Origin of the sequence: Nitratireductor arenosus (assembly GCF_009742725.1) — a bacterium.
GTDB classification, from domain to species: Bacteria; Pseudomonadota; Alphaproteobacteria; order Rhizobiales; family Rhizobiaceae; genus Mangrovimarina; species Mangrovimarina arenosa.
Genome location: NZ_WPHG01000005.1, coordinates 53,891 through 76,135, shown reverse-complemented (window position 1 = coordinate 76,135; position 22,245 = coordinate 53,891). Strand labels below are relative to the sequence as shown.

General features: G+C 65.7%; 19 protein-coding genes. 12 read left to right on the top strand and 7 right to left on the bottom strand.

Features of this window, described 5'->3' with window-relative positions; all coding sequences use genetic code 11:
• Positions 1 to 174: 174 nt before the first annotated feature.
• The 3 genes from doeA to GN330_RS19080 are packed head-to-tail and all read left to right on the top strand — an operon-like array spanning position 175 to position 3,268.
• Positions 175 to 1,359, top strand: coding sequence for an ectoine hydrolase DoeA (gene doeA, locus GN330_RS19090; RefSeq protein ID WP_156714441.1), 1,185 nt, complete (start codon positions 175 to 177; stop codon positions 1,357 to 1,359).
• 5 nt (positions 1,360 to 1,364) lie between these two features.
• Positions 1,365 to 2,525, top strand: coding sequence for an acetylornithine deacetylase (gene argE / locus GN330_RS19085; protein ID WP_156714439.1), 1,161 nt, complete (start codon positions 1,365 to 1,367; stop codon positions 2,523 to 2,525).
• Complete coding sequence (locus tag GN330_RS19080; RefSeq protein ID WP_156714437.1) at positions 2,522 to 3,268, top strand: GntR family transcriptional regulator; 747 nt, start codon at positions 2,522 to 2,524, stop codon at positions 3,266 to 3,268. The genes argE and GN330_RS19080 overlap by 4 nt, the downstream gene beginning before the upstream one ends.
• Positions 3,269 to 3,299: 31 nt before the next feature.
• Here GN330_RS19080 and GN330_RS19075 read toward each other — a convergent pair whose 3' ends face one another.
• The 5 genes from GN330_RS19075 to GN330_RS19055 all read right to left on the bottom strand — a co-directional run bounded on the left by GN330_RS19075 (position 3,300) and on the right by GN330_RS19055 (position 8,337).
• Positions 3,300 to 4,571, bottom strand: a complete 1,272-nt coding sequence (locus GN330_RS19075) for an FAD-dependent oxidoreductase (protein WP_156714435.1) — start codon at positions 4,569 to 4,571, stop codon at positions 3,300 to 3,302.
• A gap of 134 nt (positions 4,572 to 4,705) precedes the next feature.
• Complete coding sequence (locus GN330_RS19070; RefSeq protein WP_156714433.1) at positions 4,706 to 5,560, bottom strand: ABC transporter permease; 855 nt, start codon at positions 5,558 to 5,560, stop codon at positions 4,706 to 4,708.
• 6 nt (positions 5,561 to 5,566) lie between these two features.
• Positions 5,567 to 6,334 (bottom strand): ABC transporter ATP-binding protein, encoded by a 768-nt coding sequence (locus GN330_RS19065; protein ID WP_343040927.1) that lies wholly within the window; start codon positions 6,332 to 6,334, stop codon positions 5,567 to 5,569.
• Between the two features lie 31 nt (positions 6,335 to 6,365).
• Positions 6,366 to 7,400 (bottom strand): ABC transporter substrate-binding protein, encoded by a 1,035-nt coding sequence (locus tag GN330_RS19060; RefSeq protein ID WP_156714429.1) that lies wholly within the window; start codon positions 7,398 to 7,400, stop codon positions 6,366 to 6,368.
• Positions 7,401 to 7,509: 109 nt separating this feature from the next.
• Entirely contained in the window at positions 7,510 to 8,337 is an 828-nt protein-coding gene (locus GN330_RS19055; protein ID WP_197435242.1) for a shikimate dehydrogenase family protein, read from the bottom strand.
• A 121-nt stretch (positions 8,338 to 8,458) separates the two neighbouring features.
• Here GN330_RS19055 and GN330_RS19050 point away from each other — a divergent pair, with 121 nt between their 5' ends.
• The 9 genes from GN330_RS19050 to GN330_RS19010 all read left to right on the top strand — a co-directional run bounded on the left by GN330_RS19050 (position 8,459) and on the right by GN330_RS19010 (position 20,078).
• Complete coding sequence (locus GN330_RS19050) at positions 8,459 to 9,355, top strand: LysR family transcriptional regulator (protein ID WP_156714427.1); 897 nt, start codon at positions 8,459 to 8,461, stop codon at positions 9,353 to 9,355.
• A 159-nt stretch (positions 9,356 to 9,514) separates the two neighbouring features.
• Positions 9,515 to 10,687, top strand: a complete 1,173-nt coding sequence (locus GN330_RS19045; RefSeq protein ID WP_156714426.1) for a chorismate-binding protein — start codon at positions 9,515 to 9,517, stop codon at positions 10,685 to 10,687.
• Between the two features lie 129 nt (positions 10,688 to 10,816).
• Complete coding sequence (locus GN330_RS19040) at positions 10,817 to 11,935, top strand: 2Fe-2S iron-sulfur cluster-binding protein (protein WP_156714425.1); 1,119 nt, start codon at positions 10,817 to 10,819, stop codon at positions 11,933 to 11,935.
• Positions 11,932 to 14,271 carry a mechanosensitive ion channel family protein gene (locus tag GN330_RS19035; protein WP_156714424.1) on the top strand — a complete coding sequence of 780 codons (2,340 nt, stop codon included), beginning with the start codon at positions 11,932 to 11,934 and terminating at the stop codon, positions 14,269 to 14,271. Before GN330_RS19040 ends, GN330_RS19035 begins: the two co-directional genes overlap by 4 nt.
• A 223-nt stretch (positions 14,272 to 14,494) precedes the next feature.
• Positions 14,495 to 15,715, top strand: a complete 1,221-nt coding sequence (locus tag GN330_RS19030; protein WP_156714423.1) for a glycosyltransferase family protein — start codon at positions 14,495 to 14,497, stop codon at positions 15,713 to 15,715.
• Positions 15,712 to 16,980, top strand: a complete 1,269-nt coding sequence (locus GN330_RS19025; RefSeq protein WP_156714422.1) for a glycosyltransferase family 4 protein — start codon at positions 15,712 to 15,714, stop codon at positions 16,978 to 16,980. The genes GN330_RS19030 and GN330_RS19025 overlap by 4 nt, the downstream gene beginning before the upstream one ends.
• The gene (locus tag GN330_RS19020; RefSeq protein ID WP_156714421.1) at positions 16,977 to 18,128 is read left to right on the top strand and encodes a glycosyltransferase; all 1,152 of its coding nucleotides are present in this window, start codon (positions 16,977 to 16,979) and stop codon (positions 18,126 to 18,128) included. The genes GN330_RS19025 and GN330_RS19020 overlap by 4 nt, the downstream gene beginning before the upstream one ends.
• A 52-nt stretch (positions 18,129 to 18,180) precedes the next feature.
• Entirely contained in the window at positions 18,181 to 19,320 is a 1,140-nt protein-coding gene (locus tag GN330_RS19015; RefSeq protein ID WP_156714420.1) for a glycosyltransferase family 4 protein, read from the top strand.
• The gene (locus GN330_RS19010) at positions 19,317 to 20,078 is read left to right on the top strand and encodes a polysaccharide deacetylase family protein (protein ID WP_156714419.1); all 762 of its coding nucleotides are present in this window, start codon (positions 19,317 to 19,319) and stop codon (positions 20,076 to 20,078) included. Before GN330_RS19015 ends, GN330_RS19010 begins: the two co-directional genes overlap by 4 nt.
• Here GN330_RS19010 and GN330_RS19005 read toward each other — a convergent pair.
• The gene (locus GN330_RS19005) at positions 20,072 to 21,247 is read right to left on the bottom strand and encodes an ABC transporter permease (protein WP_156714418.1); all 1,176 of its coding nucleotides are present in this window, start codon (positions 21,245 to 21,247) and stop codon (positions 20,072 to 20,074) included. The two genes, GN330_RS19010 and GN330_RS19005, sit on opposite strands and share 7 nt — an antisense overlap.
• The gene (locus GN330_RS19000; protein ID WP_156714417.1) at positions 21,244 to 22,242 is read right to left on the bottom strand and encodes an ABC transporter permease; all 999 of its coding nucleotides are present in this window, start codon (positions 22,240 to 22,242) and stop codon (positions 21,244 to 21,246) included. The genes GN330_RS19005 and GN330_RS19000 overlap by 4 nt, the downstream gene beginning before the upstream one ends.
• Between the last annotated feature and the right edge of the window lie 3 nt (positions 22,243 to 22,245).

Below are 22,245 nucleotides of genomic sequence, written 5' to 3'. Positions count from 1 at the left end.
TCACCCATTATCGATTTTATTGTTGTGTACAACATCACGCAGATGCCGAAGATGTCAACGGTCTTTCGCTTCGAACATCGGTATTTTGTACGTTTTTCGCCTTGCATACGAATAGATGTACACATTATCGTCTCAGAGCTGGCGGCGTTCGCTTCCGTCGCCGAGGGAGGAACCATGCCGGCCGCCGAATTACCATTCACCAAAACCGAATATCAGCGCCGCCTGACCAAGGTGCGCGCGGCGATGGCCAAGGCCGACATCGACGTGCTTTTCGTCGAGGATCCGTCCAACATGGCCTGGCTCACCGGCTATGAGGGCTGGTCGTTCTATGTGCATCAGGGCGTGGTCGTGTTCCACGATGCCGACCCGCTGTGGTGGGGCCGCGTCCAAGACGCCAACGGCGCGCTGCGCACGGTCTGGATGGAGGATCGCGATGTGGCCGGTTATGCCGACCGCTACATCCAGTCGACGCGCTATCACCCGATGGAGGATCTGGCCGAGCAATTGCGGGCGCGCGGCTACGCCAACAAGCGCATCGGTGTCGAACTGGAGAACTATTATTACTCGGCCAAGGCGCATCTCGTGCTGACGACGAACCTGCCGAACGCCACCTTTGTCGACGCGACCGCGCTGGTCAACTGGCAGCGCGCGGTCAAATCGTCTGAGGAGATCGTTTTCATGCGCCGCGCCGCAGCGATCTCCGAAAAGATCGTTGACGGTATCCTGGCCCGGGTCGAGCCGGGATTGCCCAAGAACGAACTCGTCGCCGAGATCTATGCCGACGCGATCCGCGGCACCGGCGAGGCCTGGGGCGACTATGCCGCCATCGTGCCGCTGCTGCCGAGCGGCGCCGACGCCACCGCGCCGCACCTGACCTGGGATGGGCGGCCTTTCGCATCCGGCGAGGCGACCTTTTTCGAAATCGCCGGCTGCTACCGGCGCTATCACGCCCCGTTCTGCCGCACGGTCTTCCTCGGCAAGCCGCCGCAGGAAATGTTGGACGCCGAAAAGGCGCTGGTCGAAGGGCTCGAGGCCGGCCTGGAGGCGGCCCGGCCAGGCAATCTGGCCGGCGACGTCGCCCGTGCCCTGTTCGGGTCGCTCGAACGCGCCGGCATCAAGAAGGAAGGCCGTTGCGGCTATCCGATCGGGCTTTCCTATCCGCCCGACTGGGGCGAGCGCACTATCTCCTTCCGCCACGAGGACGAAACCGTGCTCGAGGCCGGCATGACCTTTCACTTCATGCCGGGGCTGTGGATGAGCGACTGGGGCCTGGAGATCACCGAAAGCATCCTGATTCGCGACGGCGGGCCGGCCGAATGCCTGTGCGACCGGCCGCGCAAGCTCTTCGTCAAGGACTGACCGCCATGGCCGATCTCGATCGCACCTGCGCGATCCTGGCCGATCTGGTCGGCTTCCCCACCGTCTCGGCGGATAGCAATCTCGACCTGATCACCTTCGCCGCCGACCTGTTGAGCAGTGCCGGGGCGAGCATGTCGATCATGCGCGACGAAACCGGAGGCAAGGCGAATCTGTTCGCCACGCTCGGTCCGCCCGGCGATGGCGGCATCGTGCTTTCAGGCCACACCGACGTCGTTCCGGTCGAGGGCCAGGACTGGTCGAGCGATCCCTTCGTGCTCGATGAGCGTGCCGGCCGTCTCTATGGCCGTGGCACCTGCGACATGAAGGGGTTCATCGCCTGCGCGCTCGCCATGGCCCCAGCCTTCGCCGAAACCGACCTCGCCCGCCCGGTCCATTTCGCCTTCACCTATGACGAGGAGATCGGCTGCTTCGGCGCCCGCGCGCTGGTGCGCGAACTGGTCGAGGCCGGCCTGCGGCCCGCCGTGGCCATCATCGGCGAACCAACCGGGATGGGTGTGATCGAAGGCCACAAGGGTTGTTACGAATACACGACCGAATTCACCGGTCTCGAAGGCCACGGCTCGGCGCCCGAACGCGGCGTCAACGCCGTCGAATACGCCGCCCGCTACATCGCCCGCCTGCTCGATCTGGGCGAACAACTGAAAGGCCGAGCGCCGGAAGAAAGCCGGTTCGAACCGCCCTGGACGACCGTCCAGGTAGGCCGCATCGCCGGCGGTGCGGCCCGTAACATCATCGCCGGCCAATGCGCCGTGGAATGGGAAATGCGCCCGGTCAGCACCGAGGACGCGGATTTCGTGAAGGCCGATCTCGGCGCCTATGTCGACCAGGTGCTGCGGCCGGCCATGCGCGCCGTCTCGGCCGATGCCGAGATCGTCACTCATGTAATCGGCGAGGTCGAGGGCCTGCGCGCGGTGCCGGACTCCGAGGCGCGCCGCATCGTCTGTGAACTCACCGGCGAGACGCATGCCGGCGTCGTACCGTTCGGCACCGAGGCGGGCCTGTTTCAAAGCGCCGGCATCTCGTCGGTGATCTGCGGCCCGGGATCGATCGATCAGGCCCACAAGCCGGACGAGTTCGTCGCCCTCGACCAGCTCGACGCCTGCCTGGGCATGCTGGAGCGATTGCGGCGGAAGATGAGCCGATGACCGCCATCCCGACCCTGGGCAGACTGCCCGCCGCCGACGGCGCGATCCAGTCCGGAGGGTCGCGCGAACGCATCGAGCGTATCTATGCGGTGCTGCGCAAGCGGATCTGCCTGCTCGACTACGCGCCGGGCGAACGGCTGCGCGAGGAAACGCTGGCCGACGAGTTCGACGTCAGCCGCACCCCGATCCGTCGGGTCCTGGCCCGGCTCGAGGACGAGGGCCTGGTGCGCTCCGTCCACGGCGTCGGCACCATCGTCACCGATATCGATATCGACGCGCTCGAACAGGTCTATCAGTTGCGTGTCGAACTCGCCGAACTGATCGGCAAGCTGAGCCCCGTCCGGCCGGACGCACAAAAGATCGCCGCCTTCCAGACACTGCTGGCGCGATGCGAAACCCTGGTGGCGACGCCGGACGCGCGCAAGTTCGCCGAGATCAACATGGATTTCTTCCACCTGCTGAATTCGCTAACCGCGAACGAACCGTTGCGCGCCATCAGCGAGCTTCTTTATTACCAGACGACACGCATCTGGCTGAAGACCGCCTCACGGCTGGAAAGCTACCAGGCGGTGCTGAATGCCGAGATCACCATCTTTCACCGCGAGATGGCCGACATCGTCGCAGCCGTGGAGATCGGCGACCTGGAGGTCGTCGGTCATATCCGCCGCGCGCATATCTCGATGAGTTTTTTGCGACTGCGCGACAGCGCCCACGCCGACGCGACCCGCACAGGCGACGATTGAAGCATACGCTTTGGCCGCAACACTATCGCGGTCAGATCATCGCCCCGTTTTCGATCAGCCTGGCCCGCACGGTCGCGGCATCCGGCGCCTTGCCGGCTTCTGCGGCAAGCGCCGCAGCCGTGCCCGCCGCCTCACCGGTGGCAAACGCCGTGCCCATCACCCGGATCGATCCGTAAGCGAGACTGTCGGCGCCGACCACGCGGCCCGCATACCACAGATTGTCTAGCCCGCGCGCGGTCACCGCATCGAGCGGCACGTGAAAAAAGCCGTCGGCGCCGATGCTCTGGTAAAACGGCTTGCCCGCCTCCTTGTGCAATTCGATCGGCCAGGCCGCCCGCGCCACCCCGTCCTCGCGCTGGCGCCCGCCGACGACGTCGTCATAGGTGATCTCGTAGCGCGCGGCCGGATGCCGGCTTTCGCGCACCCCGATCTGCGGCCCGGTCTGGGCGAGCCAGGCCCGCTCGAAGCCGGGCACCTTCTCGCGCAGCACGTCGACCAGCAACAGCGCCATTTCGCGGCCGCTCTGCTCGGCACGGGTGAAGGTACGCGAGCCGAGATCGGCCATTTCGCGGTCGATCACCAGCCACCAGAAATCGCTGCTGCCCGGTACCCGCGTGTAGATGCCGCCGTCGCTGCGGTTGATCTTGAATTCGGCGCGTTCGTTATAGGTATCGACGGCCGCCTTGATCGCGTTGCGATCGATCTTCAGATCAGGGTCGAGACCGCCAATGCGCACCGGCATGGTCGCCGCCTGCAGCCGCCGTTCCTCATCGCCGACGCGAAAGTCGAGCCCGGCGACAAGCGCCAGATTGGCGTCTCCACTGGCATCGACGAAGGCCTCGCCCGCAATCCGGCTGCGCCCGTCCATGCCCGCCAGCGTCGCCGCCTCGAGACGATTGCCGGTTCGCGCCACCGCGGCCAGCCTGGTGTGCAGCATCACGTCGACGCCGTGCGCCGCGCACAGCCGGTCGAGCGCCACCTTGAGCCGTTCCGGATCGAGCAGCACGATCCAGTTGCCGGTGGTTTCGGAATGATAGGGCTGGGCCTTCACGCCGAGCCCGCGCAGCGCTTCCAGCACCTGCTCGCCGGCGCCCGCCACCGCCTGTCGGGGCTCGCCGCCCTGCTGGAAGAACCCGCAATAGGCGAGAACCTGCGCATTGGTCGCCGCGCCGCCGAGAAAGCCGTATTTTTCCACCAGGCACACTTTCGCGCCCGCCTTGGCAGCACCGAGCGCGGCACCGACGCCGCCCGCACCACCGCCAATCACGATCACGTCATAATCTGCTTCGGGGCGCCTGGTCATGATCGCATGCTCCTTCGTGTCGCGTTCGCCCGCAAAGACCCGTCTCCACGCCGCCAGCCGGCGCGGAGCGTCCCTGCGTTGTGATGTGAGACGGCCCCCGGCGGCACCGCGCCGGCAGCCTCATGCGCCGGCGTTCAAGCCCGCCAGCGCAGGAAATAACGTTCCGCGAGCGAGATCAGCCAGCTCACGATCAGCCCCAGGATCGACAGTGTCGCCACGCCCGCGATGAGCTGGTCGGTCGCCATCAGATTGCCGGCGAGCAGCACATAGGCGCCGATACCGTATTCCGCACCGATCATTTCCGCCGCCACCAAAAGGATGATGGAGATCGAAGCGGCGATGCGCATGCCGTTCAGTATCGCCGGCAGCGCGCTCGGCAGGATGATGTTGCGCACGATCGCCACGCGGCTGAGATTGAAGCTCTGACCCATGCGGATCAGGTTGCGGTCGACGGCGTCGATGCCGCCGTAGGTAGCGATCACCATCGGAAAGAACGAACCGAACAGGATGGTGGCGACCTTGGAGCCCTCGCCGATACCGAACCAGATGATGAACAGCGGCAAAAGCGCGATCTTGGGGATCGGAAATATCGCCGCGACCAGCGGTTTGAAGGCCGAACGCGGGATCGAATAAAGCCCGATCGCGACCCCGACCAGCACCCCCAGCGTCGCGCCGCAGGCAAAGCCGATGACAAGACGCGTGAGCGAGGCCTGCAAATGCTTGGCAAGCATGCCGCTGCGCACCAGGTCGCTGAAAGCGCCGAGAACCTCGGTCGGCGCCGGCAGAACCAGCGGCGAGATATAGCCATTGCTGGAGCCGAACTCCCACAACAACACCAGGGCCACGAACATCAGCGGCGCCACATACCACACCGGCTTGGGCGCGAAGCCGCCGCCGCGAAACGGCACGGAACGCCGGCCGCCTGCCTCTGTGGCCGGCGCGTCATCGGTGATCGGGGCCCCTGCGGTCCCGGAAACGGAATCTGTCATGATCGGTCACGCATCGGCGAGTTGTCGGTCCGCCGTCAGCGCCTCCTCGCGCATCATTTCCCAAAGCTTGGTCTGCGTCCTGGCAAGTTCCGGGCTGTCGACCTTGCGTTCGGACAACGGGATGTCGATATCGACGGTCTCGCGGATTTCACCCGGCCGCCGCGACAGGACAACGACGCGATGGCCAAGGCGCACGGCCTCGTTGAGGTTGTGGGTGATGTAGCACGCGGTGAATCTCTCGCGTTCCCACAACGACACCAGGTCGTCCATCAACAATTCGCGCGTCTGGCTGTCGAGCGCCGAAAGCGGCTCGTCCATCAACAACACCGCCGGATTGACCGCCAGCGCCCGCGCGATCGCCACCCGCTGCTTCATGCCGCCCGAGAGCTGCTTGGGGTAGACATGGGCGAAGTCGGATAGCCGGGTGCGATCGAGCACGTTGGCGATCCGCGACGCCACCTCCTCCCGGCTGATCGGATGGCCTTCCAGCACCAGCGAGATGTTGCCCTCGACGGTACGCCACGGCAGCAGCGCGAAATCCTGGAAGATGTAGGTCAACGGATTGAGCGAGCCCTGCGGCGGCTCGCCGATCTGATTGATCTCGCCCTCGGCGGGCTGTTCGAGCCCGCCGATCAGCCGGATGAGGGTGGACTTGCCGCAGCCCGACGGCCCCACCACGCACACCACCTGTCCGCTCGGAATGGTGATGTTGATGTCCCGCAGGACCTCAAGCTTGTCGTAGTGATGCGACAGGTTTCTGATTTCCAGATCCACGGCAGTCAGCCCTTTTCCCGCGGCCAGCCCGTCAGTAGGTTTCGACGAACGAGGTGTCGGCCAGCTTGTCGAGCGTCAGGCTGGTCGGCACGAGACCGGCGTCCTGGAACCACTTCATCTGCTTCTCGACATCGGTGATGTCGAGCGCGCCGGCATCGTTGAGATTCATCGCGCCGGAGATGATCAGCGGCGCGGCGTCCTCGTAAGGGCGCTCGTTGTAGACATATTTGTGGATGATCTTGACCATTTCGTCGCGCTCGGCCGGATCGGCATCGGCGGCCAGCATCACGCGATTGAAGTCGGCGATGCCCTTGGCGTAGGCGCGCACGAACCGCTCGACCATCTCCCGGCGTTCCTCGATGTTCTTGGTCGAGGTGAACAGGCCCGAAATCTGGTACTCCGCGTAGTCGTAGAGCCAGCCGAGCTGCTTGGCGTCACCCGCCCCCACGATGCCCTTGGCGATGTGCGGCACCATGATCATGCTGTCGACCTGGCCGCTCTTGAGAGCGCCGATCATCGAGCCGACCTTCTGCAGCGGCACCAGCTTCATCTCGTCGAGCGAAAAGCCGACCTTCTCCGCGATGCGGGCAGTCATATAATGGAAGGTCGATCCGACCTGGGTCATGGCCAGCGAATGGCCGGGCAGCTTGTCGACCGCATCGAGCCCGGCCTCATAGGCCTGGTTGGACGCCAGGATCATCATGCCGTCGACGCCCTTCTTTTCATGCAACACGCCCGCGACCAGGCGCACGGCACCCTTGTCGGCGAGATTCATGAACCCGCCGGTCACGCCGGCGATGCCGAAATCGACGTCGCCCGACGCGGTTGCCACGGCGATCGGCTGCGCCGCCTGGAAGAAGGAGAACTCGGCGTCAATACCCTCGTCCTTGAAATAACCCTTCTCATACGCGATGAACCCGGCGGCGTGCGAGGTGAACCGCAACGCGCCGATCACCACCTTGTCGGCCGCCGAGGCGATCGAGGAGACGGCGCCGACGGTGGCGGTCGCCAGAACGGCGGCCAGCGTAAAGCGTCGCCAGAAGCCGGATGTTTTCTCTTGGGTCATGGATACCTCCCTTAACGTTTCAACGAGATCGGCAATTTCACTGCGGCATGACTGTTGCAATCGAACCCCGTTGGAAAGACAAGATCGATGGCCTTGCGATAGCCTCAAGCTATACAGGCTCTTCCTTGTCGCCAAACAGACCGAAACGGCGGGCGATCAGGCCGAACTGGGCCTCCGCCATCGCGGCCCCGTCCTGGATCGTACACCCTCGCCCCTCCGCCTCGCGCAGCCAGGCAGTTTTTTCCGGCCGCGCCAAGACATCCGCGACCAGGCTTCCCGCGGCGACGGTGTCGAGCGGGAACACGGTTTGTTGTCCATCATAACCGATCGCCGTCGCATTCACGACCAGATTATAGGGCGCGAGCATGTCGGGCGGCCCGGTCTCGGCGCGCGTGGCGCTATTGGCCTCGATCAAACGGGCGAGCGCGGCAGCCCGCGCCGTGTCGGTATCGACCAGCCTCACCCGATCGAGGCCGGCACGGGCGAGGGCGAGCGCGATCGCGGACCCGGCCCCGCCGCAGCCGAAAACGAGCGCGCTTGCCCCGTCCGGATCGAATCCGCCTGCCCGTGCCGCGCGCAGAAATCCGGCGCCGTCGACATTGTCGCCTTCCAGCGTTCCGTCATCGTGTCGCGTCACCACATTGACGGCGCCGAGCAGCCCCGCTTCCAGGCTCGCGCGGTCGACATGCGTCAGGCAGGCCTGCTTGTGCGGCGCCGTCACAACCGCGCCGCGGCAGTTCGCCCAGCCCCTCATCGACAGGAAGAAAGCCGGCAGCGCTTCGGCGGCGAGATCGACCGGCGCCATCAGCGCGTCGAGGCGGGCCCGCAGGAAGCGGCGGTTGAACACCGCCGGCAGATGCGCATGGGCGATCGGCGAGCCGATCATCATCGTCAGCAGCGCCCCGGCTCCCGGCGCGAACATCTCTGGCTTGGCCATCACCTGCCCCTCGGTGGCTTTAATGCCCCTTCTGGCCGCGCGTTGAACCCGGCGCAACAAAGCGATTGCGTGTCCGCCATAGCCCGTTGGAATAGTACCAGCCCACCCCTATAATGGCCCAATGCTTTCATTCCGCCAGCTCGAAATATTCCGCTCCGTCATGGTATGCGGCTCGATCAGCGCCGCCGCGCAGCAGATGAGCATCGCCCAGCCGACCGTGACCAACACGATCAAGCGGCTGGAGGATGTGCTGGGCGTGGAGTTGTTCGAGCGCGGCGGCGGCCGGCTCACCCCGACCCGCGTCGCCCAGCAGATTTTCGAGGTCGTCCAGCCCTCAATCGTCAGCATGGAGCAATTGTCGCTGACGGTGAAGGAGATCGCGGGCGGGCGTCACGTCAAGTTCCGCCTCGGCGTCTCGCCGAGCGTTTCCCAGGCTCTGGCCCCGCGCGCGCTGCGCTTCCTGGCCGAGGCCAATCCGGGCGTCAGCCTGCGCATGGACACGCTGTCGCTCAAGCAGATCAAGGATTATCTCCTGTTGGCCGAAGGCGATTGCGCGGTCACGATCTTCCCGGTCAAGGACGCCTTCCTGGTTTCGCAGCAAATCGCCGAGATCGCGCTGGTCTGCCTGGTTCCGATTGACCACCCGCTGTCGCAACACGCCTCCCTGTCGCTGGCCGACATCGCGTCCGAGCCGTTGATCTTCTTTCATCCAAACACGCCGCACGGCAAGATGCTCAGGGACACGTTCGAGACGCTGGCCGTCCAGCCCAACATCGCCATCGAGACCCGTTTCGCCGAAAGCGCGATCAATCTGATCTATGAGGGCTTCGGCATCGCGGTCGTCGACGAGTTGACCAGCAAGGGTGTGCGCCAGACCGACATAAAGGTCGTTCCGCTCGCCGGCACGCCGCGCCTGCCGGTTTTGTTGCATCATCACAAGGACCATGGCTCGCCGCGCGTGCTCAATATGATGCGCACCTGCCTGATTCGCGCCGCGCGCGAACTCGACCTGCTCTGATCCCGCCCCGAACCGGCCCGTGCGCCGGCCGCCGGTTCGCAAGCCATAGCTTTTTGCTATGAAATCGACCGCAATTCTTTCTGGTCACTCCGGCCGAAGCCGATCATCAATCGGCGCGCTGTCCGCCCCGGTGGCGGCGCGACGATTGTGGAGTGTGACATGAGATTGCCCGGTAATATCGGTGCCGCGCTGCGCGCGGCGGCCGCATATTCCATGCCCTTCGCCGTATGGCGCCGCCCCGGCGGCACAGATTTCGAGGCGGTGATATCCTGCGGCGCCACGGCCAGGCGCGCGGTCTTCGGGGCCGGCACCGCCCAGCCCTTCTTTGCCCTCAACCGGTTCGACAGCCCGGACGCCAATATCAGCGATGCCATCGTCGCCGACATCGTCGTGCAAGGCTCTGCGTTGCGCTACCGGAGCGGCGAGACCTATGCGTCGGAGCCTCTCGACGACGCGCAGGACAGGATCGCCCGGGCTGCGGCCGAAAGCGCGGCCGCGCAACCCTTGCTCCGGGCCGGCGCCGGCGCCGAACGCCCGCAGCAGACCGGAGAGGCCGCCTATCGCGATCTCGTCGCCCGCGCGACCGCGGCGATCGGCGACGGCGCCTTCCGCAAGGTCGTGACCTCGCGCGCCGAAGCGCGCCCGCTTGCCGCCGACCACGACCTGCTCGCCCTTCTGGAAGCGCTCGCCGCCAAGCTGCCTGAGGCGTTCGTGGCGCTGGTTCACCTGCCCGGTGAAGGCGCCTGGCTGGTCGGCACGCCCGAATCCCTGCTTTCGGTCCGTAACAACCGCGTCAGCACGGTGGCGCTCGCCGGCACGCAATGGGCCAAGGAGGACACCGCCGCCGGCGATGTCTGCTGGCCGGACAAGATCATCGAGGAACAGGCGCTGGTGGGCAGCTATATCCGCCGCGCCTTCGAGGCCGGCGGCATCCACGAATTCGACGAGCGCGGACCCCGGACCGTGCGTGCCGCCAATCTCGTCCATCTGCGCTCAGAGTTCGAGGCCGACATTGCCCGCAATCCGCGCGCGGCCCTCGATACGCTGTTGCGGAAACTGCACCCGACCTCGGCCGTGCTCGGCATGCCCAAAGAGCCGGCCCATAGCTTCTTGCTCGAAAACGAGGGGTACGAGCGCGGTTATTATACCGGCTTTCTCGGCCCCGTCGGCCTGGACGGCGCGACCGATCTCTACGTCAATCTGCGTACCGCCCAGATCATCGGCGATACCGCCTACCTCTATGTCGGCGGCGGCATTGTCGGCGATTCCAGACCCGAAGTGGAATGGGAAGAGACGGTGCAGAAAACCAAGACGGTCGGTTCGATTTTCTGATCCCTCGCGTCGACGGACCTATCCTGTCCCTGCGGGCAGGATAGGTCCGTCGCGTCCATTGCCCGCGCCTGTTGCTATGCTGCCGTTATTTGCGGCAAGGTGAACGCCGCGCGGACGCGAGGGGGAACGATGGCACGCCGCATCAGGATCATTTCCGGCCTGGTCTTGTTCGTCTTTGTGACGATCCATCTCCTCAACGTGGCGCTCGGCCTGCATTCGATCGCCCTGATGGACCGGGCCAGACCGGTCCTCATGGGTTTGTGGACGAACCCGCTCGGCACGACCGTCCTGGCTTCGTCCATGATCGCGCATGCCGTGTTGGGCCTGGTCGCGATCTATCAGCGCAATACGCTTCGCCTGTCCCCGTCCGACAGCGTCCAGCTTCTGGCGAGCCTCGCCATCGTGCCGCTTCTGACCCCGCACGTCGTCGGCACGGTCGTCGCCGCCCGCTTCGGCGTCGTGCCGAGCTTCGCCCTGCTGATCCCCTATTTCTGGATCGACCAGCCCCAGGAAGGCCTGCGGCAGGTCCTGCTTCTCGCCTTTCTGTGGGTTCACGGCTGCGTCGGCGTCTATACCTGGGCACGCATCCAGCCCTGGTGGCCGCGCATCGGCGGTTTCCTCTATCCGCTCGCCGTCGCCGTTCCGGTGCTGGGCCTGCTCGGTTTCGTGGAGGCGGGCAACCAGGCAATCGCCTATTTTGACAATCCCGCCGCGTTTCCGGGTGCCGTACCCCCGCTCGAGGCCCCGGTGCTGACCCTTCCGTTCGACGAGATCCTGGCCCTGCTGAAGCGGATCAACTGGACCGTCTTTATCCTCTATCTGATCCTGCTCGCCGCCGTTTTCGCCGCCCGCCAGTTCCGCGTCGCCGGCAGCCACGGTCGCGCGCGCGTCACCCTTGCCGGCGGGCCGGTCATGACCGGCTCCACCAGCCTGAACCTGCTCGAAATCGCCCGGTTGAACCATACGCCGATGGCCAATCTGTGCCGCGGTCGCGGGCGTTGCGGAACATGTCGCGTGCGCGTGCTTGCCACGACGGAAAAACTGCCCGAACGCACAGAGGCGGAGGAAAAAACGCTTGCAAGGCTGGCCGCGCCGCCGGACGTCCGGCTTGCCTGCCAGCTTAAGCCTCCGGCCGGCGATATGACGGTCGAGCGGGTGTTGTCGCCGTTCCTGCGGCCGCGCGACATGCATGACCACGACGCAGAGGCGGCGGACGGACCGCACCACGGCGAGCCGAGCACGGCATGATGATGCGCTCGGCTCGTGCCCTCGCCGCCTTGCTGATGTGGTTCGCTTGCATGGCGCCGGCGGCGGGCCAGGTCGCTCAGCCGGCCGCGCAGACCCAGGCCCAAGACGAGGCCGTCGGAGACCCCTCCGCCAACGATGTCCAGGAATTGCTGCGCATTCTCGGCGACCCGCGCGTCGTCGTATGGCTCAAGAACCGCCTTGCCGATCTGCCGCAGCCGGAGACGGCGAACCGGTCGTTGCGCGCCGAGATCGAGGACCGGCTGAAGGCGGCCCGTCGGCGGATCGCCGAACTGGGCGAGGCCTGGTCCAATTTTCCCTTTCTTCCCGATGTGCTCGCCGAGGCCTGGCGCGCGCAGCTCGAGCGCGGCGCGGCGCTGCGCAGCCTGACCTATGTCATCATTTTCCTGTTCATCGGTGGCGGGCTGGAATGGCTGTTCTGGCAATATTTCCACCCGGTTCTGCTGCGGATCGAACACACCCCGCCGCTCACCCTTGCCCAGCGCCTGCGTGGCGCGGCGGCCCGTCTGCTGCTTCAGGCGAGCGGTCTGCTGCTGTTCGCGCTCGGCAGCATCGGCGCCTTCCTGAGCTTTGCCTGGCCGACCTTTCTGGAACGGGTCGTCGTCAGCGTGCTTTTGACGGTGATCGGCATCCGGGCGCTTGCCATGCTGTCGCGCTTTGTCGTCGCGCCGCGCAACGCCCAATTGCGGCTCGTTCCGCTCGAAACGCCGATGGCGGCGCGCGTTCATCGCTGGCATCTCGTTGTGGCGGGCGTCTACGCCAGCGCGATGATGCTGTCCGACACGTTCGCCTTCCTGGCGCAGGGCCCCTCCGGCTCGCCGCAGGCCGTCAATGCCGCGCTCGCCGTCGCCGTCGTGCTCGGCGCCATCGCCACGGCGGCGGTAATCGCCATGATTTGGACGCTGTCGCGCGGACTCGCTCGCGACCGCGCGCCGCAAGCAGGGACCACGCGGCGTTTCGAAACGGCCCGCCTGCGTGTCCAGCCGACGGTGATGACCGTCATTGTCCTTACCGCCTATCTGTTGTGGGTGTTCGACGCGAACGAGTTGATGTGGACCGTGCTCGTGCTCGGCATGTTCGTGCCGGCGGCTCGGCTGATGCGGGTAATGGCCGACCATTTCGTCGACCGCGCCGAACAGAGCGCAAGAGAAGACGCACCCGTCGCGCAGCAGGCCGATGCCGCCGGGTCCGACGACGCAAGGCAGGCAGAACCCGCCGACGGCACGGTCGCAGACGACCCCTCGGACGCGCGCGACCCGGCCCAGGCCGAAGACGAACGCTACGTTATCTACAGGCCGCTGATCCACCGCATCGCCCGGTTTGCCCTCGCAGGCATGGCGCTGCTGGTGCTGGCTGCCGCCTGGAACACCAATATCGCCGCCCTGTCGGACTCGCCGCGCTTCGCCGGGCGTCTGGTCAAAATCGCCATCGACATCGCCGCCGCCGCGCTGATCGCCGATCTGGTCTGGGGCTGGGCCAAGACCGCGATCGACCGCCGCATGGCCGGCTACGTCGCCCCGCCGCCCGGCGAGCCGCCGGGTCCCGAAGCACGCATGGCCACGCTCTTGCCTTTGACGCGCAACATTCTTCTGGTCGCCCTTATCGCGCTCGTCGGCCTGACGGCGCTATCCTCGCTCGGCGTCAATATCGCGCCGCTGATCGCCGGGGCCGGCATTCTCGGCGTCGCGATCGGCTTCGGCGCGCAATCGCTGGTGCGCGACATCGTGTCGGGCATCTTCTTCCTGATCGACGATGCCTTCCGGGTCGGCGAGTATGTCGAGATCGGCGACCTGCGCGGCACGGTCGAATCGATGTCGTTGCGCTCGATGCGCGTGCGCCACCACCGCGGCGCCGTACATACGATTCCGTTTGGCGAACTGAAATCGCTGACCAATTACAGCCGCGATTGGGTGATCATGAAGCTGGAGTTCAGGGTTCCCTTCGACACCGACCTCAGACTGGTCAAGAAGCTGGTCAAGAAGGTCGGCGCCGAGCTCCAGGCCGACGAGAATTACGGCCACTATCTGATCGAGCCGCTGAAATCCCAGGGCGTGCGCCGCATGGAAGAGTTCAACATGGTCGTCGGCGTCAAGTTCATGGCCAAACCCGGCGCGCAATGGGTGATCCGTCGCGACGCCTACCAGAAACTGCGCGACACGTTCGAGGCCAACGGCATCAACTTCGCCCAACGCAACGTCAAGGTGGAGGTGCTGTCCGACCGCCCCCTGTCGAAGGAAGAGACCGACGCGGTCACCGGCGCCGCGCAGGACGCGATCGACCAGCCGCGCCAGCAACAGCCGACCCCCGACGAGCCATGAGCCCGAAACGCGCCGATTTGACCAATCGGACAAAAAACCTCGATGCCAAGCCTTGAAACGGCGGCTGTGAATGGTCACTTGGCGCAGGAACCAGGTCGGATCGAAGCTTCCGCGGCAGCGGGAAAAGGGTCTGTTTGGCCGAACGCGCGAGCGTTTCATTGCGCTTGAGAGTGATATCGCCTATCACCAGCTAATCGTTGGTGCCGAACCTTCCGGGCTGTGCATGGACCCGTTCGACAAGTTCAAAGTGCTCATGTACAGCCATGACACCTTCGGCCTGGGGCATTTGCGCCGCAGTCGCACCATCGCGCATGCGCTGGTTTCCCATTTCCCCAATGTCGAAGTGTCGATCATTTCAGGCTCGCCGGTGGTCTCCGCGTATCCATTCGAGGACCGGGTCGACTATGTCCAGATTCCGGCCGCGCACAAGCTGTCGGACGGCTCCTATGTCTCCGGCAGCACTACCTCCACCTTCGACGACACCATCAGCCGGCGCGAAGCGCTGATCGACGAGGCGGCCGACCGGATCGACCCGCAACTTGTGATCGTCGACAAGGAACCGCTCGGTCTGGCGCGCGAAATGCTGCCCGCCTTGCAGCGGCTCAAGGAACGCGGCGCCACGACGGTGCTGGGCCTGCGCGACGTCCTCGACGCACCGGAGCTTCTGCGCGAGGAATGGGCCCGCAAGCATATCCTCGATCACCTCGAAACCCTCTACGACGAGATCTGGATCTACGGACCGGGCAGTTTCTATAATCCGCTCGCCGGCATCGACCTGCCCGAGGCCGTGCTCTCGCGTACACGCTATACCGGCTTCCTGCCGCGGGCGCTGCCGGAGACCGGCGTCGCGCCAAACGATTATGGCAGCGGCTACGTGCTGGTGACCGCCGGCGGCGGTGGCGACGGTTACGAGTTGATGGCCGCCGCGCTCAATGTCATCAAGCAGGGCCTTTGCGACCATCTGTCCTTCCTGTTCGTGCTCGGACCCTTCATGACCGACGGACAGCGCTTCGAGATCATGGCGCGCGCCTCGGGCGTGGCGAATGTGCGGCTCGTCGACTTCGACGCCAATCTCGAAGTGATCGTGGCCAATGCGCGCGCGGTGATCGGCATGTGCGGCTACAATACGTTCTGCGAGGTTATGTCCTTCGACAAGCCGGCGCTATTCATCCCGCGTACCGCGCCGCGCCGCGAACAGTCGATCCGCGCCCATCGCGCCGAGGAATTCGGCTGGGTCGACGTGCTCGACATCGAAAGCGCCAAGAACCCGCACCGCTTTCTGGCCGCGATCAACCGGTTGCTGGAGCGCGCGCCGCCATCCACGGCGGTCGCCCGCCCGGACATGGACGGTCTCAATCGCATCTGCGCGCTGTCGGAAATCCTGCTCGATCACCGAACCGACGCGGCGACCGTGGCGGCCACGCTCAGGGCCGCCAGCCTATGAATTCACATATCGCCGTCGTCTTGAAGTGCTATCCGCGCTTGTCGGAGACATTCGTGGCGCAGGAACTGCTCGAACTCGAGCGGGCCGGCTTTGGCCTCACGCTGGTATCGTTGCGCCACCCGACCGACAGCAAGACCCACCCGATCAACGACGAGATCCGGGCGCCGACGCTTTATCTGCCCGAATATCTGCATCACGAGCCCGGCCGCGTGTTTTCGGCCTGGCGAAAGGCCCGCCGCCTGCCCGGTTATCGGCTGGCACGCAACAATTGGCTGCGCGACCTGCGCCGCGACCCAAGCGCCAACCGTATTCGCCGTTTCGGCCAGGCACTGGTCTTTGCCGCCGAATTCCCGCAAGGCGCGACCTGGATCTACAGCCATTTCCTGCATACCCCCTCCTCGGTCGCGCGTTATGCCGCCGAGATGCAACACATGCGCTGGAGCGCATCGGCTCACGCCAAGGATATCTGGACCTCGCCGGACTGGGAGGTCAGCGAAAAGCTCGCCGCCGGCGACTGGACCGTCACCTGCACGGCGGGCGGCGCGCTGCATCTGAAAAATCTCGCCGACGATCCCGACAAGGTCAGCCTCGTCTATCACGGCATCGATCTGTCGCGCTTTTCACCGCCACCGGCGCCCTCCTACGCCCGCGACGGCGGCAACCCGCGAGACCCCGCGCGCATCCTGTCCGTCGGCCGTGCCGTGACCAAAAAGGGGCTCGATACGCTCGCCGCGGCGCTCGCCCGGCTGCCTGCCGAGATCGACTGGCGCTGGACCCATATTGGCGGCGGCGAATTGAGCGAGGCGCTGAAGGCGCAGGTGACAGAACTCGGGCTCGCCGGGCGAGTTAGCCTGCACGGCTCGATGCCGCAGCGCGAGGTGCTGGCCGAGTACCGCAAGGCCGACCTGTTCGTCCTGCCCTGTCGGATCGCGCCGAACGGCGACCGCGACGGGCTGCCCAACGTGCTGGTGGAGGCGCAGAGCCAGGGACTGGTCTGCATTTCGACACCCGTCTCAGGCATTCCCGAACTGATTCTCGACGGCGAAACCGGCTTTCTCGTCGCCCCCGACGACCCGGCCGCGCTCGCCGCGACGATCGAAAACCTCGTTCGCGATCCGGGCCTGCGCCGACGCATCGGCGAGGCGGCCCAGACCCGCGTGCACACGGCGTTCGACCATCGCGGGGCGATCGGCCGCCTGATCGCGCGTTTCGTGGCCTCCGGCGTCGTCCCGTCCAAGCCGTCCGCGGAGAAAATAGCCTCGTGACCCAAAAGGTCTTTTTCTACGTCCAGCACCTGATGGGCGTCGGCCATGTCTTCCGGGCGGCGCGCATCGTGCGCGCCCTGGTCGCGGCCGGCTTCGAGGTCGATCTCGTCTTCGGCGGCGTGCCCATCCCCGATTTCGACAGCGGCGCGACGCGGACCCATTTTCTGCCGCCGGTGCGTGCCGGCGAGGCGGTCTTCAACAAGCTGGAACTGCCGGACGGCACGCCGGTCGACGACGCCTGGAAGGACAATCGGCGTAAGATCCTGCTCGATCTGTTCGAGCGCGCCCAGCCGGACATCGTGCTCACCGAGGCGTTTCCGTTCGGACGGCGACAGATGCGCTTCGAACTGTTGCCGCTGATGGAGGCCGCGCAGGCGCGCAGGCCGCGGCCGCTGATTGTCGCCTCGATCCGCGATATTCTGCAGGCAAACACCAAGAAGCCGGAACGCGACCACGAAGTGGTCGAGATCATCCAGTCCTATTTCGACCACGTCCTGGTTCACGGCAACCCGGCCTTCACGCGTCTCGACGATACGTTCCGCCTGACCGGCGAGATCGCCGACAAGATCGCCTATACGGGCCTCGTCGCGCCCGAACCGCCGCCCGCGTCCGAGCGCGCCGGCGTGGTGGTTTCGGTCGGCGGAGGCGCACTCGGCCACACCCTTCTTAAAACCGCGCTGCAGGCCAAGCCGCTCTGCAGCCTGCGCGACGAGAAGTGGACGGTAATCACCGGCCTGAGGACCAGCGAGGCCCAGAAGGAGGAATTGAGCGCGCTCGCCTCCGGCAGGCTCGAATTCCTGTCCTTCGTGCCCGACCTGCCCGCCCTTCTCGCCGCCGCCAGGCTGTCGATCTCGCGGGTCGGCTACAACACCGTGGCCGACATCTACGCCGCCGGCTGCCGTGCGGTGGTGGTGCCCTTGTCGGACGGCATCGAGACCGAGCAGATCACTCGCGCCACGCTGATGGGACGCCACGGGCTCGCCGAAGCCGTCGCCCACACCGACGAAACGCCGGGCGGGATCGCGGCTGCCATCGACCGCGCGATTGAAGCGCCTATGCCCGACCGTGCCGCGATCCGCCTTGACGGCGCCCCGGAAACCGCACGGCTCCTTGCCCGCTACACCCGCGTCGCGGCCGCATCCGCGTGAGACCGCGACACGGCTTGACCGCGCCGCCGCGTTCTCTCTAGCGTTTGTGCCGATGTCCGGGAAAATCGCCTTTTACGCCCCGTTGAAATCACCCGAGCACCCGATCCCGTCGGGCGATCGCGAGATCGCCCGCGCGATGATGAAGGCGCTGCGCCTGGCCGGCTATCGAGTGGCGCTCGCCACCGAGACGATCTCCTATCAAAAGCGCCCCTCGCCGGTGCTTTTCCAGGATCGCAAGGCCGCATGCGAGGCCGAGCGCGACCGGCTGATTGACATGTGGTCGCACAAGCCGGCCACCGCGCCCGATCTGTGGTTCACCTATCACCCCTATTGCAAGGCCCCGGACTGGATCGGGCCGGCCGTGTCCCAGGCGTTCGGCATTCCCTACGTGACGGCCGAAGCCTGCCGCACCCGCCAGGCGACCGACGCCGACTGGGCAGAGGCGCGCGCCGCCGTCCAGGCCGCCGTTGCGGGCGCAGCCGCGAATTTCTGCCTGAAACCCTCCGACCGGGCCTATCTGGAGAGTTTTCTCGACGATCCCGGCACGATCGTCCCCCTGGCCCCCTTCATCGACACGACCGCAACGACAACACGAGCCCCGCCGCCCGTCCCCTTCGGCGACGGCGCACCGCTGCTGCTGTCCGTCGGCATGATGCGGCCCGGCGCCAAGATGGCCTCCTACCAAGCTCTTGCCACGATCCTGTCGGGTCTCGCCGCGCGCCCGTGGAACCTCGTCGTCGTTGGCGACGGTCCCGGTCGCGCCGAGGTCGAGGCGATGTTTTCCACCCTGCCGCCCGGCCGCGTTTTTTTCGCCGGCGCGCTGCCCAAAGCCGACGTCTGCGCCTGGATGGGCGCGGCCGACATCTTCGTCTGGCCGGGGCTCGGCGAGGCGTTCGGCATGACCTATCTCGAGGCACAGGCGCTCGCTTTGCCGGTGGCGGCCTACGCCGTTGCCGGCGTCCCGGTCGTGGTGACGCCCACAAGCGGTCTGCTCGCCCCCGAAGACGACGTCGAAGCCTTTCGCGCCAATCTCGCCCGCCTGCTCGACTCGCGCCTGCTCAGGCTGAAAATCGGCGCCGCCGGACGCACGAACGTCGCCGAGCACCATTCGATCGCGGCGGCCGCGCGGCTGTTCAAACACACGCTCGACCCGCTTCTCGAGCGCGCGAAGCAAACGACGCGACAACGATGAACGCGTTCGCCGACCTCGACCGCGAACTGGCGCGCTGGGCCGACGAGGGGCTCGAGCCGCGCCTGTTCTTGCGCGACGACGACGCCACCAATCCCTCCCAGGAACTTGACCGGCTGATCGCGCTTGCCAGGCGCCACCTTGCGCCGGTCCTGCTGGCAATCATTCCGGCCGACGCGACGCCTGCACTCGCCGCGCGCATCGCCACGGAGCCGCTGGTGACGCCCTGCGTCCACGGTTATGCCCATCGCCGCCACACGCCCGACACCGAAAAGGCGGTCGAACTCGGCGGCGACCGCGACGTCGACGAGGTGCTGGCCGAGTTGCGCGCCGGGCGCGCCCGGCTGCAAGACCTGTTCGGTTCCCGGCTCTCCGGCATTCTGGTGCCGCCGTGGAACCGGATCGCGCCGGCGGTCGCCGCGCGGGTGCACGAGGCCGGTTTTTCTGCGCTTTCGACCCATTCCTGGCGCCCGACCGGCACGCGCTTGTCCGAACTCAATACCCATATCGACATCGTCGACTGGCATGGCGGTCGAAAGGGCCGCTCGCTCGACTGGACGATTGCCGAGACGCGCCGCCGGCTCGGCGAGGCGCGCGTGCGTGGCGGCCCGCCGGTCGGCATCCTGTCGCATCATCTCGTCCATGACGAGAGTGCCTGGGCGACGCTCGACGGCCTGCTGTCCTATCTCACCGGCGACAAAGGGCTGGTCCTTCGCCGCGCCGGCGACCTCCTCGCCGCGCAGGCTTCCGCCGGTCAGTGATAGGGGTCGGCGGCGTCGCGCAGGCCGTCGCCGAGGAAGTTGAAGGCCAGGATGACCAGGATCACCGGCACCACGGGCAGGATCAGCCACGGATAGAGCGCGACCACGTTGATGTTTTGCGCTTCGTTGAGCAGCACGCCCCAACTCGTCACCGGCGGACGCAGGCCGAGGCCGAGAAAACTCAGCGCCGTCTCGCCCAAAATCATGGTCGGGATGGTGATGGTGGCCGAGGCGATCAGATGGCTCATGAAGCCGGGAATCAGATGACGGAAAATGACCCGTACGGGGCTCGCTCCCATCAGCTCCGCCGCCACTACGTATTCCTCCTCGCGCAGCGACAGGAGCTTGGAGCGCACGGCGCGCGCCAGCCCGGTCCAGTCGATCAGCCCGAGAATGATGGTGATGCCGAAATAGACCAGGATTGGGCTCCAGGTCACCGGCATGATCGCGGCCAGCGCCAGCCACAGCGGAATGCTCGGCAGGCTCTGCAGCACCTCGATGATGCGCTGCACGATATGGTCGACCCAGCCGCCGTAATAGCCGGCGGCGCCACCGATCGAGATGCCGAGAATGAAACTGACCGTGATGCCGATCAGGCCGATGGTCAGCGAGATGCGTGTGCCGTAGATGATGCGCGAAAGCACGTCGCGTCCGAGCCTGTCGGTGCCGAGCAGGAAGACATTGCCGCCTTCGGCCGGACAGAACAGGTGCGCGTTACTTTCCCAAAGGCCCCAGAAGCGGTAGCGGTCGCCGCGGCAGAAGAAGCGCAATTTCTGAACCTGGGACGTGTCGGCGGTGTATTCGCGCTTCAGCGTCTCCATATTGAGCTCGAACTTGGTCCCGTAGACGAACGGACCGATGAATGCGCCCTCGTGGAACAGATGCACGCTCTGCGGCGGCATGTAGATCGCGTTGACGTTGCGGCTTTCCAGATTATAGGGCGCCAAAAACTCGCTGATCAGGATCGAGGCGTAAAGCAGCGCCAGGAAGATGCCCGATATCACCGCCGCGCGGTGGCGACGGAATTTCCACCACATCAGCCGCAGTTGCGAGGCTAGATAGATACGCTCCTGCGCCGGCGTCAGCTTCTCCACCACATCGGGATCGAAGGCCGTCTGCGAGACGAAATGGTCGAGCCGGGCGCCGTCCGGCGGTAGCGGGGACGTCATCGCCGGCGTCCTTCCTGCAGTCTGATACGTGGATCGAGGACGGCCAGCGCGATGTCGGAGATCAGCACGCCGATCACCGTCAATGTCGCCAGGAACATCAGGAACGAGCCGGCGAGGTACATGTCCTGGCTCTGCAGGGCGCGGATCAAGAGCGGGCCGGTCGTCTCCAGCGACAGCACGATCGCCACTACCTCAGCACCGGAGATCACCGCGGGTAGGATACTGCCGATATCGGCGATGAAGAAGTTGAGCGACATGCGCAGCGGATATTTCAACAGCGCCCGCAGCGGCGGCACGCCCTTGGCGCGGGCGGTGACCACATATTGCTTCTGCAACTCGTCGAGGAGATTGGCGCGCAGCCGGCGGATCATGCCGGCCGTGCCCGCCGTGCCGATGACGATCACCGGGATCACCATGTGCTCGGCCATCGACCGGAATTTCGGCCAGCTCATCGGCTGGTCGATGAAGCGCGCATCCATAAGATGGCCGATCGAGGTGCCGAACCACACATTGGCGAGATAAAGCAGGATCAGCGCCAGCAGGAAATTCGGCGTCGCCAGGCCCAAGAGGCCGATGAAGGTCAGCCCGTAATCGCCCCAGGAATATTGGTGCGTCGCCGAGTAGATGCCGATCGGAAACGCAATCAGCCAGGTGAAGATAATCGTCACCATCGAAACCACGATGGTGAGGTAGAGCCGGTTTCCGACCACGTCGCTGACCGGAAGCTCATATTCGAATGAATAGCCGAAATCGCCCTGCAGCATGCCGCCGACCCAGGTGAGGTAGCGCTCCAGCAGCGGCTTGTCGAAACCGTATTGTTCCTTGAGATATTCGATCTTCTTCGGATCGACCGTCTCGCCCTGCGCCTGCAGCTCGGCGACATAGGTCTCGAAATAATCGCCCGGCGGCAGTTCTATGATCAGGAACACCAGCGCACTGATCAGGAACAGTGTCGGGATCGCGGCCAGCAGTCGGTAGACAATGTAACGCAGCAACCG